We start from the raw sequence: 14,724 nt of genomic DNA on the forward strand, positions 1-14,724 counted from the left end.
CGTGTCTGGGAAGATGCGGTCTGTTTTGATAAAAACAGACAATTGGACAATAAAGGTGCATGAATTATAAATAATAACTAAATAATAATTAATTCTTTTATGAAACGCTTAAAACTATTGCTCTTATGCTTGTTGTTGCCGGCAGTTCTTGTCGCTGGTGGATGGGATACACAATACAGGCAGATAGAACAGAGCATCCGACAACCGCAGTTTGCCAGCCGTGATTTCAATATCACGAAGTATGGTGCGAGTACTAAAGCAAAGGCGTCTGAAAACCAGAAAGCCATTAACAAAGCCATTGCCGCTTGTTCAAAGGCAGGCGGGGGAAGGGTTATTGTACCTTCAGGAATATATAATACAGGTGCGATAACGCTGAAAAGCCATGTGAATCTTGTTGTAGAGAAAGGGGCGGTTCTGATGTTCGCGTTCGAGCCGGAATTGTATCCTGTTGTTCTTACCCGTTGGGAGGGACTTGACTGTTGGAATATCTCACCTTGTGTTTATGCTTATAAAGAGACGGATATTGCCATAACGGGTGAAGGAACGATAGACGGCGGGGGTACCAACGACACGTGGTGGAAATGGTGCGGAAGTCCGCGTTATGGCTGGAAAGAGGGCACTATAAGCCAGCGTAACGGCAGCCGCGCACGTCTGTTGAAGATGGCTGAGGACGGTGTTGACGTGAATGAGCGCAAGTTCGGCCCAAAAGACGGCTTGCGTCCGCAGTTGATAAACATCAACCAGTGTGATGGTATCCTTATTGAGAATGTGACACTGCTGCGCTCTCCGTTTTGGGTTATCCACCCGTTGCTTTCAAAAAATATCACTGTACGTGGCGTGCATATTAATAATGACGGTCCGAACGGTGACGGTTGCGACCCTGAGTCATGCGACGGTGTGTTGATAGAGAACTGCTATTTCAACACCGGTGACGATTGTATAGCCATAAAGAGCGGACGTAATAATGACGGTCGTCTGTGGGGAAAGCCAAGCCAGAATATAATCATACGTAACTGTAAGATGCAGAACGGACACGGTGGTGTGGTTATTGGAAGCGAGATTTCCGGCGGATGCCGCAATGTGTTTGCAGAAAACAACAAGATGGACAGTCCCAATCTCGACCGTGTGATACGTATAAAGACAAACACATGCCGTGGTGGCGTTATAGAGAATATTTACGCACGCAATATTGAAGTAGGGCAGTGTGGCGAGTCTGTGCTTAAAATAAATCTGGACTATGAGCGTAATGAGATTTGCTGCCGTGGTTTCCTGCCGACCGTACGTAATATTAATCTCGAAAACATTACTTGTCAGAAAAGCAAGTACGGTGTTCAGATTATTGCGCTTGATACGTGTACCAATGTATATGATATCAATGTCAGAAACTGTAAGTTCAATGGTGTTGCGGAAGGAAACTTCAGCAAAGGTATGACACGTAATGTGAAATTCGAGAACCTTTATATCAACGGTGGGCTGGTACTTCAGAAGAAACCGTATAAGAATTATAGTCAGTGGATGACCTATTCCGAGATGAAACGCGTGCCGGAGTCATACCTGCTTGATTTCTCAAAGAAACCCAAATGGAGCTATGTAATGGGTATTGAGCTTGAGGCAATGCTTGACACTTATCTGAAATATGGCGGTGACGAGATAAAGAAATATTGTCAGACATATACTGATACGATGATTAATGAGAAAGGAGAGATCCGTGGGTATAAGTTTGATGATTACAATCTTGATAACATCCGTACCGGTCATTTTGTGTCACGTATGTATGAGAAATTTCCCGAACCGAAGAATCTTAAGGCTATGAAGACCCTGATGAAGCAGATGGAGAAGCAGCCGAGAACATTGGAAGGTGTATATTGGCACAAGGCCGTCTATGCGTATCAGGTATGGCTTGACGGTATTTTTATGGGCTTGCCTTACAGGGCTCTTACTGCCAATATGCTTTTGAATGACAAGAAAGCTCTCAAGATCTACGATGATGCCGTTGATCAGGTGAAGAAGACATACGAGCGGACACTCGACCCTAAGACCGGTCTGAACCGCCATGCGTGGGACGAGACCCGTGAAATGTTCTGGGCAGACAAGGAAACCGGACTATCACAGCATTGCTGGGGACGTGCCCAGGGATGGTATACGATGGCGCTTATTGAGCTTCTTGACGCTCTGCCTGAAAATTACTCACGGCGTGCAGAAGTTATCGAACTGCTCAGAAAAGACCTGGATGCGGTCATCAAGTGGCAGGACAAGAAAACGGGAGTATGGTATCAGGTGATGGATACTCCGAAAGGAGACGGCAACTATCTTGAGTCAACATGCTCGGCAATGTTCGCATATTCCCTTCTTAAGGCATACCGTAAGGGCTATCTTGGAGCGAAATACCGTGATGCCGGTATCAGGGCATACCGTGGTATAATAAACAATTTCATAAAGGTTAATCCCGATGAGACAATTTCATTGACAAACTGCTGTTCCGTGGCAGGTCTTGGTCCGGGTGTGAGCGATGCAGTAAAGAAGGCCGCCCCGAAAGTAAAGGAGAACAGGCGGCGTGACGGTTCTTATAAGTATTATCTCAGCGAGCAGGTGCGTGACAATGATGCCAAAGGTGTAGGCCCGTTCATCTGGGCTTCACTTGAAATGGAGGCGTTAGGTTTCGACACCTACAACTCGACAAAGGCTATCGACCGTATGGCTGTAGTATCGCGTAACAATCCTGTTGTGACAAAAGCAGACCCACTGTCTTCGTTGTCTGTCGGTGACGGACATTTCGCGGCTACAGTGGATTTTACTGGATTGCAGAGCTTTCCGGTAGAGTATGAGAACGGTGTGCCCCTTACAACAATGTCTGAATGGGGATGGCATTCGTTTGAAAACATAAAGAAAGTCACTCCGGAAGAATCTCAGAAGTCATTTGACCTCGGTCATGGCCGTGATGAGGTCTATGCCGTTGAATATAAGCAGGCCGGACGCAACAAGGACGCTACTGATTATTTCCGCATCAACCCGCACCGTTTGAACCTCGGTGCTCTCGGTATAGCATTTAAGGATGAAAAGGGAAATGCCGTAGAGATGGGGCAAATTTCCGGTATACGTCAGGAATTGAAGTTGTGGGACGGTGTGATAGAGTCAAAATACAATGTGGACAATACTCCTGTTGAGGTAACCACCGGAACAACCACAAAGGAAGGATATTCTGGTATCTTTACCCGTGTGAAGTCCCGTCTGTTGGGCAAGGGGCAGGCTTGTCTCACGCTTAAGTTTCCTTACCCTACGGGCAAGCATGCCGATGCGGCCTCTGACTGGAAGAGTGCAGACAAGCATGAGACAAAGATAATCTATTCAGACAGTACAAAGGCTGTGGTACAGCATAAGCTTGATGCCGTGGCATATTATGTCCTGTTGAGATGGGACGGTAATGCGAAGATAGAAGAGAGCGCCCCTCACTGTTTCACACTGGCATCAACTGATGATGTCCTGAGCCTTGCCGTAAACTATTTCCCTGAAAACTGTTTCCGTAATGGCAATGTTGTAATGCCTTTGGCCCAGGCCGGCACATGGGAATACGACCAGGAGCTGAAAGCGTGTATGAAGTATTGGCCGAGATTCTGGAATGCCGGTGCCATTGCCGACTTTTCAGAATGTACGGATATGCGTGCTAAGGAGCTTGAGAGACGTACGGTACTGTCGCAGTATCTTACATATATAAACTGTGCCAACGACAATCCTCCGCAGGAGACCGGTCTTACATATAACTCATGGTTCGGACGTCCTCATCTGGAAATGACATGGTGGCACATGGTTGACTTTGCTTTATGGAAACGTCCCGAAATAATGAAAACAGTCCTTGACTGGTATAATAAGACAGCTTATCCCGAGGCGGAGAAAATAGCACACCGCCAGGGATTCAAGGGTGTACGTTGGATGAAGATGACAGATCCTGATGCCGGTGAGGCTCCGTCGAATACCGGTTCTTTCCTTATATGGCAGCAGCCTCATTATATTTATATGGCAGAGGAGATGTATCGCGCCAACCCTTCTGAGGCGACTCTTAATGCGTATGGAAAGTATGTGGAGGCTACGGCAGAGTTCATGGCAGATTATGCCAAGGCATGCGATAGGCAGAAGAAAGGCAAGATAAAACTTTTCGGACAGACGGCCATGCAGGAGTCCATGTCGAAAGACTTCTCTTATAATCATCCGTTCGACCAGGCCTATTGGCGTTATGGTCTGACTGTTGCCCAGAAGTGGCGTGAGAGAATGGGCAAGGAGCGTAATTCCGTTTGGGACGACATCATATCACGCATAGCGCCTCTTGCGGAAAAAGACGGAATATACATGTCGGGAGAGCCATTGCATCCGTTTGATGCAAAGTCAAAGGCGGTGGATTTTGATCCTTATAAGGCTGTTGAGCAGACAGGCAAGAAGCAGATTTCCGCCGAGGATTTCGCCTTTAAGTCAAGGAGTGACCATCCTGCCGTGCTTGGTGCATGCGGCCTGCTTCCGTCAACTTCCGATTATGTGAACGGTCATGAGACCGCACCTTTATATAATAAGGAAACAATGAAGGCCACTCTCAAATGGGTTATGAAGAATTGGAACTGGGCAACAACCTGGGGATGGGATTATGGAATGATAGCCATGTGTGCCGCACGTCTTGGTGAGACGTCAACCGCTGTTGAGGCTCTTCTCATAGACAAGGGGAAGAACACTTATCTTGTAAGCGGACATAACTTCCAGGAGCCGAAGCGTCTTCGCCTGTATCTTCCAGGAAACGGTTCTTTGCTCGATGCTGTGGCAATGATGTGTGCCGGATGGGACGGATGTGCCGAACCAAACAATCCCGGTTTTCCAAAGGACGGAAGATGGAATGTGCGTTGGGAAGGATTGCAGAGGATGCAGTAGTTAGTGTTTATTATAGAATTAAAAAAGCTGTAAGCCGAATGCAGAAGCAAGGTTTGCTTTGATTGGGCCGAGGCGTAGCGTTTATTCAAAACATTATTTAAAATAGATGCACGGGTATCGGTAACATCCGGTATCCGTGCTTTGATATCAAGACAATGAAAAGATTTTTTTTATCGGCAGCAATGTCTGTAGCAGCCGTTGTTGCAACGGCACAGGCTCCGGCCTTTCCGGGAGCGGAAGGTCATGGGAGGTTTGTCACCGGAGGCCGTGGGGGCAAGGTCGTCCATGTAACCAACCTTAATGATAACGGCCCGGGGTCTTTCCGTGAGGCGGTGAAGGGAAGTGCAAAGAAAATTGTAGTGTTTGATGTGGCAGGAGTAATACCTCTTGAGTCAGACCTCAGCATTGGCGCCAATACTACGGTTGAAGGACAGACCGCTCCTTATCCGGGTATAACGTTGCGTTACCGCACCTTGCGTTGTGCAAACAATATTATCGTACGTTTCATACGTGCGCGTCGCGGGCAGGAAAGAGATGTCAATGACGGTGCGGATGCAATATGGGACAGACAGAAAACAGGTATGATATTCGACCACTGTTCTTTCAGCTGGTGTATCGATGAGGTCGCTTCTTTCTATGACAACAACAATTTCACAATGCAGTGGTGTACAATAGCAGAGAGTCTCACTAATGCCGGACATAACAAAGGCGCTCATGGTTATGGAGGTATTTGGGGTGGCAAGTTGGCCAGCTTTCATCACAATATGATTGCCCATGTGACCAACCGCGGTCCGCGCTTCAACGGGGCGCGTTACGGATGGACCGGATATACAGGCAACCAGCAGTATTCAAAATATAGGTGGGAGAACCCCGTGCAGGCAGAGAATGTGGATTTTCGCAACTGTGTCATGTATAATTGTCAGGGCACATGCTACGGAGGTCCTGGAGGCGGACAGATAAACATGGTCAACAACTACTATAAGGCAGGGCCAAGCGGAAACGGAAATCAGGAGCGTATAACGATTGTGACGGTGTCATCAAGCGGAAATTCAGACAAGAACCATCCGGAGTATTATGGAATGACAAGCCGCTATTATATAGCGGGAAACACAACTGAGACAGCTTCCGGGATAAAGAAGGAAAACCGTGACTGGAGCGGAGTGTCATACGACAAAGGAGTGTTTACCATTAAGGGAGAGACGTATTCAAAGGATGTGAATAACTTTTATGGAAACAATGTCCCGCATGTGGCCAATTCGCAAGGCGATATGTGTGTAAGGATAAAGATGGACGCACCGTGCCCCACGGGTGATGTTACCACTCATACGGCAGAGGCCGCTTTCGTCAAAGTCATGGATTATTGCGGTTCGTCACTCCACAGAGACGATGTGGATGCGAGATACATGGATGAGGCAATGAGCGGAACGGCGACGTTTATGGGGTCGGTTACCGGAAAATGGGGGCTTATCGACGTCGTAGGTGATGTGGGCGGATATACTGAAAAGGATTTTCCCACAGGAAAGCGTGAGTCCGGTTTCGATACAGATAATGACGGAATGCCTGACGCCTGGGAGATTGCCAACGGTCTTAATCCCAATGATGCGTCTGATGCCGGTAAGTATACTCTTGATCCCAAGAAGTATTATACAAACATTGAGGTGTATTGCAACAGTCTTGTGCAGGATATAATGATTGGCGGCAATGACGGTGCCGAGGAGAGCGTGCGGGAGTATTATCCCCGGTATACCAGGGAGGACGGCACTGTTGTTGAGGCCGTAAACGGAGACTTGTCTGGAATAAGCGATGCGGTTTACGGTGGTTCCGGAACCTTTTCCACGGCATATTATAATATGTCAGGGATGAGGATTGACCGACCGGTAAAGGGGATATGCATACGTGTTGACCGGACCTTGTCGGGTAAGGTGCTCAAAAGTAAGATTGTTATACCGTAATAATATATCTTTGATTGATTGACAAAATCAGCTATGTAGGGCGTTTTAGTATTTTTATATGTCTTTCTATTGGTTTGTCATACTTGGGTAAGAAAAAAACGGATGAATGATGTGAGCCTGTTCCGAAGTGTCTGGAAGTCTGATCAAGACTTTTGCGGCATTTCCGGACAGGCTCTGCTTTTTTGGGGATGCGCATGTGACTATTGATTGTTGCCGCAGACTAATGTCGTTACGGAACGGGCCGGGAATGCCACATTGCTTATATTGTTCCTTTTTTCAATAAACTTTAATGACTCGCCGGCTTTATCGGAAGTGCGGTATACTTTCCATTCTGCCTTATTGGGTATATTGAATCCGGCTGTCTCATCTTCGTAGGAATAGTTTATCATCACTATAACGGTGCTCCCGTCACGGTTGCGGAATGCCGAACACATAAGGCCGTAAGGCTGTGTGGCTGCATCCGGGTCCGGTTGGAGATCCGGACAGCTCCGCTTTACTTCTATCCGAAGCGCCCCGGGACGTATAAAGCGGCTATAGTTTCCTAATGTCCATAAAAGCTTTGAGTCGACTATTGTGTCATTGGCAGAGCCGGGTGCTTTATATTGAAACAGAAGTCCGTCTTTATAATTGCCTCCGACGGCTCTCCACCATTGCCAGCTGCGTGCATCTGCGAAAACGAGGTCATGATGAATCATCCTTGCAACGTATAGGGCGGTTTTCATTGTGCGGTCATATCCGCCGCCACCTCCTATCTCTTCGTCATTGCCCATGATGCACACTTCGCTTTGCCATAATTCCACGTTGTATTTCCGCAGGGTGTCGCGCAGTGCCTTGCGGCATTCTTTCATATATTCCACCGGTGTGTTGGTCCAGTAGCTGTGTCCTGCCATGAGCCGTGGAATCGACTTGAGGTTGCCTATATATGTTTCCGCACTGTCCTTTGAGAAGAAAGATTGTATCTCATATCCGCGTTCCGGTCCCGTTTCATGTGTAGACATCATGCACCGGTAGTCAGACGATTCTGGAATTATCATTCTGGTGCTGATGCCGCGTGATTGCAATTCTTTGTCAATCACACGTGAAAGCCGTGCAATCTCATATTTTGTGGCTGGAGTCCCTTCCTGTTTGGGGCCCTGCCAGTTCCAGTGCCCGTCAGGCTCATTTACAGGCGACAGGTAATCAAACTTTACTCCGTCATGGGCTTCCAGTCCGGATATGACATCGGCGAGGAATCCGGCAAACTCCTCATATTTGTCTTCGCGCAGATTATACGTCCCGCCGCGTCCGGTATTAGTGGCAAGTCCGTTTTTTGTATAATGTACAGGCGGAGAATTAAGAAATCCGAGCAGATACGGCACTCCATGATTCTTTGCCAGCTTAAGGAAGCTGCGCTGTCCTTTTTGCTTGTTCCAGTTATATGTTCCGTTGCTGTCCTGAAAACATTCCGTGCGGGTTCCGTAGTTGATAAGGCTGCCGTCTCCCTGTTCCGCACTTCCCGCACCGATGTTGAACCGCCAGAGACTGAGTCCGATGCCCATGGGATTTCCCTGTGAGTCTGTTTCGGAACTGAACAGCAGCCTTGCCACATGTGACTGTGTGTTTTGAGACATCTCTCCGATGAATCTCATGCTCCATGCATCAGATGCTCCAAAACAGTCAATCTGTTGGTGAGGCCGTGACGGATCTACTGTGAATATGTTTTTTTGCCGTGCCGGTGCCTGTTCTTGTGGAAGCCATACGGCCATGTTGCCCGGTCCGCGGTGGCACCATGCGTAATATGGGATTAGAGTGAGCCTTGCCTTATTGCCCGTCGGACTGCCGGAGCCGTCAAGGCTTGGCGTCCGGACATCTGTCACTAACTTTGTAAGGCCGTTGAGCACGTCGGGACAGTATGCGGTATGTATTTGGGGATTCTGATTGACGAGCACGCTCAATACGTCAAAATCATTGTCGGCCCATTCGGCGCAATAGACTATTGGACCGCGTTCGAATGCGACCCTGCCGCGGTCGGCTTCCACATCGGAATGTGCCCTTACGGTGCGGGGTTCCATATCGAAATGTATTTCCACTTTGTCTCCTTTCTTCCATTTGCGGGCAATGGACAAGTAGCCCTTTTCCAATTCTGCCTTAACCGGATTCCCGTTCACACATACCGTGTAGCCAAGATGTTTTCCGTCGGAATATCTGTAAAGGTCGGATGGAACCGCTTCACCGCGTACCCAGCCGGGTATACGGATTCTCATGTCGAAATGACCGGCTTTGTTCTTGTCGACGGTCATGGTCACATCACCATTCCACGGGTAGTCTGTAGTTTGGGTCAGGGCCACGTCCTTTCCTCCTACCTTAATGTCTGACGCATTGGATATAAACAGGTTTATGTATACATTCCTGTCTTTCACGGCATAGATATATCCGGGTACAGACGGGATAAAGCGGCAGATATTCGAAGGGCAGCAGGCGCATCCGAACCACGGTTGACGTCTGTGCTGTCCGTGTGATTCGAGAGGGTTGGGATAGAAGAATCCTCCTCCGTCGATGGATACGCCCGATATCAGTCCGTTGTAGAGTGTGCGTTCAAGAACGTCATAGTATTTTGAGTCTCCGTGAAGCAGAAACAGCCTGTGGTTGACATACACGTTTCCTATTGCGGCGCAGGTCTCGCAATATGCCGACATATTCGGAAGCTCATAGTTCTTGCCGAAAGCCTCTCCTTCGTGTTTTGCCCCGATACCTCCGGTTATATAGTACTTTTTGCTTACTATGTTGTTCCAGATGTTGTCAATGGCCCTTATATATGCGGAATCTCCGGTGAGGGCTGCCACGTCTGCCATTCCCGCATACATGTATGCCGCACGTACGGCATGTCCTACCGCTTCGTCCTGTTTCGTGACGGGTTTGTGCGCCTGGCTGTATTTGTCGGTGCGTGAGGTATGTCCGCGTTTGTCGAGGAAGAATTTTGCCTGGTCGAGGTATTTCTTGTTGCCGGTCACGAGATATAGTCTGGCAAGTGCCATTTCGGCAATCTGATGCCCGGGTACCCTTACGGTCTGTCCGTCCTTGTCGCCGATTTCACGGCATACGCAGTCGGCGTATCTGACGGCTATGTCAAGAAAGTTCCGCTTTCCGGTTGCCTGATAATGGGCTATGGCACCTTCCACCATGTGTCCGAGATTGTAAAACTCATGACTGAGATTTTCAACGGCTTCCCATCTCCGGCTTCCTGCCCATTCATGAGGATGTGCGGGATTCATGGTGCGGCTTGTGTATAGATATCCGTCCGGTTCCTGGGCCGCCGCCACTATTTCCAGCACGCTGTCTATGTAGCTCTCGAGTTTTTTGTCGGGATAAGTCTGTAGAATATAGCTTGCTCCCTCTATTGTCTTGTATACGTCCGTGTCGTCGAACGAAAGGCCGCCTACTTTGATTGTGTCTGACGGATGTGCCGCACGTACGAAGTTGGTGTAACGTCCCGTTTCCTCGCATTTTCTGAAAGCCAGCGGTATTGTAACCTCGCGGCTCGCCTTCAGCCGTTGGCCCCAAAAGGCGTCTGTCACTTTCACTGAAGTAAATGGAACCGGATTTATAGGATAACCGTGAGCGTTATCCGGAGTCTTTGCATTCATGGTGGTGCAAAGGACTGTTAGCAAACCGGCAGGTATTAATCTGAATTTCATAATTTATTAGTTGATGTGAATTAGATATTACGGATAAGTGTATTGTTTCAAAACAGGTCAAGGCTATATATTCATAATTATGCTGGGGTGTAGCATCCTGGTGATAAAGCCAATGTTTACCGGGAGCAAATTTACATGAAAATATTGAGATTTCCATACGTGCAGGATAAAGAAATGGTTTTTCTTTAGAGGAAAGCTATATGATTTTATTGTATCCGGTATGTTTTTTTACAGGGAATCATGTGCGGCCAGTCGGAAAACAATGTCTGTCCGGCCGGTTCTTAAGCAATGAAGTTCCTGTTTTCAGACCTGTCGGCTTAAGTCGGTATATTTGTCGACTTAAGTCGACAGATATGCCGGCTGAAGTCGATGGATGCGTCGGCTTAAGCCGACAGGTTCACGGACATACCGTTCGCGGTTTGGGAAACGGCCTTTTGCAGTTTGACAATCCGCTATCCGGACCGTCTGTCCGGCATTTTATGCCGCGGCATTGTCTTTTGGGATGTTGTCGCGCGTGGATTTCTGTATATGGAGGATTTGATGTATGTGATTAATTTGATGAAGTTTGTTTTTGTTTTTGTCGGAAGTTTTTTTATTGTGTAGAGCATATTTTTATCTTTTCATGTCTTATTCCCGATAAAAAGATTAATTTTGCAGTCAAAATAGAAGTTTATTTAAAATGAAGAAGTTTTTATTGTTTGTCATCCTTATAGGATTTACAATGGCGTTGAATGCCCAGATGGTGGAACCGGTGCATTTTTCCTCTTCCCTGAAGATGCTTAAAGGCGATGAGGCCGAGATAGTTTTTTCCGCAAAGATAGACGACGGCTGGCATTTGTATTCCACCGAACTTGGAAACGACGGCCCGATATCGGCAAGTTTCCATGCAGAGAAGATGGAAGGCGCCGAGACCGTAGGCAAGCTTCAGCCGCGCGGCAATGAGATAACACGGTTTGACGAGATGTTTGGAATGAAGTTGCGTTTCTTTGAGGGAAGCGCGGTGTTTGCGCAGAAAATAAGGTTCACTGCTCCTGATTACGATATAGACTGCTATTTGGAATATGGCGCATGTACCGATCAGATGTGCATGCCGCCTTCAACGGTATCTTTCAGAAAAAGCGGAAAATCTGCTGTAGGGAAGACATCAGCTGTGGAAAAGCCGACCGATGTGAAAGTGGCTGTGGAAGAGCTTCCTGCGGAAAAGGACAGTCTTAAGGCCGTGTCAGACAGTGTCATTACCCCGGATACTTTGGATACCGCGGTGTTTGCGGGCGGAGAGAATAAAGACTTATGGGCTCCGGTGGTAAAGGAGCTTAATGAGTTCAGCAACGGTGTTGATAACAACAATTCGCTTATATATATATTTCTTGCCGGACTGGCAGGAGGATTCCTTGCACTGCTCACTCCGTGTGTATGGCCGATTATCCCGATGACGGTGAGCTTTTTTCTTAAGAGAAACAAGGAGCGTGGCAAGGCGATACGCGAGGCTGCCGCCTACGGTGTAAGCATTGTGGTCATATATGTGTTGTTGGGGTTGCTTGTCACCATGCTCTTTGGGGCGAGCGCGCTCAATGCTTTGTCTACAAACGCAGTGTTCAACATTTTCTTCTGTCTGCTTCTCGTGGTTTTTGCGGCTTCTTTTTTCGGGGCGTTTGAGATAACGCTGCCGTCGTCATGGAGCAATAGGATTGACCGGAAATCGGAAAATACAAGCGGAATGCTGAGTATATTCCTGATGGCCTTCACACTCACCCTCGTGTCTTTCTCATGCACTGGCCCGATAATCGGTTTCCTGCTCGTTGCCGTGTCTACGCAAGGCAATATCATAGGCCCGACGATCGGTATGCTCGGATTTGCCATAGCTCTGGCCATACCGTTCACGCTCTTTGCCATGTTCCCGAGCCTTCTTAAGTCTGCTCCCAGGTCCGGAGGATGGATGAATGTTGTAAAGGTGACATTGGGATTCATAGAACTTGCCTTTGCGTTGAAGTTCCTTTCCGTGGCCGACCTTGCATACGGATGGCACATACTCGACCGCGAGGTGTTCATCTCGCTTTGGATTGTAATATTCGGCTTGCTTGGAATATATCTTCTCGGTTGGCTCAAATTCCCGCATGATGATGAAGGCAACCGTACAAACGTACCGCAATTTTTCATTGCAATGATATCGCTTGCATTTGCCGTGTATATGGTGCCTGGATTATGGGGAGCGCCTTTGAAGGCTATAAGCGCTTTCGCGCCTCCGATGAATACCCAGGACTTCAATTTGAAAGAATCTGCCGTCGAGCCGAAGTATACGGATTATGATAAAGGTATGGCCGCCGCTGCCGCCGAGGGTAAGCCCGTGATGGTTGACTTTACCGGTTTCGGATGTGTAAACTGTCGTAAAATGGAAGCTGCGGTATGGACAGATCCGAAGGTGGCGTCGATGCTTAACGGTGATTATGTGCTTATATCTCTGTATGTTGATGACAAGACCCCGCTGAAAGAACCGTTGGAGGTGACGGAGAACGGCCGTCAGCGTGTGTTGCGTACCGTCGGTGACAAGTGGAGCTATCTGCAGCGCACCAAGGTCGGGGCAAACACCCAGCCTTTCTATGTCCTGCTTGACAACAGCGGCAAGCCTCTCAACGGCAGCCGTTCATACGATGAGGATGTAAGTCAGTATGTGGACTTTCTCAAGAAAGGACTGGAGAACTACAGGAAATAATCCTACTGTGACAATCATGCCTGTAGACCAGGCATGATTGTTATGGCATGAGCTTATGTAATATTCCCATTATCTGTTTTTATTATGCTTGAACAACATATTCGTGACCGGATAATAGCCCTGATTGATAAAGAGGTGATGCCGGCAATTGGTTGTACGGAGCCTATGGCCGTGGCCTTGTGCGTGGCTAAGGGCAGGGAGACGTTGGGCTGTATGCCTGATGAGATAAATGTGCGTCTGAGTGCCAATATACTGAAAAATGCCATGGGGGTGGGCATCCCCGGCACAGGCATGATCGGCCTGCCTATTGCCGTGGCGCTCGGTGCTGTCGCGGGGAAATCGGAATACGGCCTTGAGGTGATAAGGGATTTGTGTCCCGAAGCTCTTGCCGGGGGAAAGGAATATGTTGCGGGAAACCATATTAATATATCCCTTAAGAATGACATAACTGAAAAGTTGTACATTGAAGTGGAGTGTCTGGCGGGAGCCGATGTGTCGCATACTGTAATATCAGGCAGTCATACCAATTTTGTTTATGTCGCATCCAACGGAAATGTTATTCTTGACAGAAGGAATGGCGTTTCAGGAGAAGGCTGTGACGCGTCGGATGAGGACATACGTCTGGATATGAGAATGGTTTATGAGTTTGCGGCGGAGACACCGCTTGACGAAATTTCTTTCATTCTTAAGACAAGGGACTATAATATGAGGGCGGCACGTGAGGCCTTGCTTGGAAATTACGGACACAATCTCGGAAAGACCATCGACCGTCCTTTGGCAAAGGGAATATTCGGAAACAGCATATTCTCGCACATCATTGCAAGAACGGCATCGGCCTGTGATGCGCGCATGGGAGGCGCGATGATACCGGTGATGAGCAACAGCGGGAGCGGCAATCAGGGAATATGTGCCACGATACCGGTGGCGGTATATGCCGCAGAGAACGAGAATACGGAAGAAGAGCTTGTGCGCGCCCTTATGCTCAGTCATCTGACGGCCATATATATAAAGCAGAGCCTTGGAAAACTGTCGGCATTGTGCGGATGTGTAGTGGCTTCTATCGGAAGCAGTTGCGGCATAACTTATCTCATGGGAGGCGACTATGCCCGTATGTGCCGTTCTGTAAAGAATATGATAGCCAATCTCACAGGCATGATTTGTGACGGGGCAAAGCCCAGCTGTTCCCTGAAAATATCATCGGGAGTGAGCACGGCAATCCTTTCCGCATTGCTCGCGATGGAAGGCAAGTGCGTGAGCAGTGCGGAAGGCATCATTGACGATGATGTGGACAAGAGCATACACAATCTTACATCGATAGGTGCCGATGCAATGAGGGCTACTGATGACATGGTTCTGAGCATAATGACCCACAAAGGCGGTTGCCGGTAGCTGTAGGATAACCTTTTGTTGAGAACACAGTTTAAAATATATAAAAAAGCGATGATGTATTTTGCATTTTCGCTTTTTTTTATTAATTTCG

General features: G+C 48.0%; 5 protein-coding genes and 1 pseudogene. 5 read left to right on the top strand and 1 reads right to left on the bottom strand.

Annotation, left to right across the window (positions count from 1 at the left end; all coding sequences use genetic code 11):
• Positions 1 to 660 precede the first annotated feature (660 nt).
• The 3 genes and pseudogenes from HPS56_RS13580 to HPS56_RS07350 all read left to right on the top strand — a co-directional run.
• Positions 661 to 1,371, top strand: a pseudogene (locus tag HPS56_RS13580) (glycoside hydrolase family 28 protein); the annotation flags it as partial.
• 144 nt (positions 1,372 to 1,515) lie between these two features.
• Complete coding sequence (locus tag HPS56_RS13540) at positions 1,516 to 4,908, top strand: glycoside hydrolase family 88/105 protein (RefSeq protein WP_440130285.1); 3,393 nt, start codon at positions 1,516 to 1,518, stop codon at positions 4,906 to 4,908.
• A 155-nt stretch (positions 4,909 to 5,063) separates the two neighbouring features.
• A complete protein-coding gene (locus tag HPS56_RS07350) occupies positions 5,064 to 6,860 on the top strand; it encodes a pectate lyase (RefSeq protein WP_172275508.1) in 1,797 nt (598 codons plus the stop codon).
• A gap of 200 nt (positions 6,861 to 7,060) precedes the next feature.
• Here HPS56_RS07350 and HPS56_RS13545 read toward each other — a convergent pair whose 3' ends face one another.
• The gene (locus HPS56_RS13545; RefSeq protein WP_369800286.1) at positions 7,061 to 10,483 is read right to left on the bottom strand and encodes a beta-L-arabinofuranosidase domain-containing protein; all 3,423 of its coding nucleotides are present in this window, start codon (positions 10,481 to 10,483) and stop codon (positions 7,061 to 7,063) included.
• Positions 10,484 to 11,213: 730 nt separating this feature from the next.
• Here HPS56_RS13545 and HPS56_RS07360 point away from each other — a divergent pair.
• Entirely contained in the window at positions 11,214 to 13,244 is a 2,031-nt protein-coding gene (locus HPS56_RS07360) for a cytochrome c biogenesis protein CcdA (RefSeq protein WP_172275509.1), read from the top strand.
• 84 nt (positions 13,245 to 13,328) lie between these two features.
• The gene (locus tag HPS56_RS07365; protein ID WP_172275510.1) at positions 13,329 to 14,633 is read left to right on the top strand and encodes an L-cysteine desulfidase family protein; all 1,305 of its coding nucleotides are present in this window, start codon (positions 13,329 to 13,331) and stop codon (positions 14,631 to 14,633) included.
• The last annotated feature ends 91 nt before the right edge of the window (positions 14,634 to 14,724 follow it).

Origin of the sequence: Xylanibacter muris (genome assembly GCF_013166605.1) — a bacterium.
GTDB lineage: Bacteria > Bacteroidota > Bacteroidia > Bacteroidales > Bacteroidaceae > Prevotella > Prevotella muris.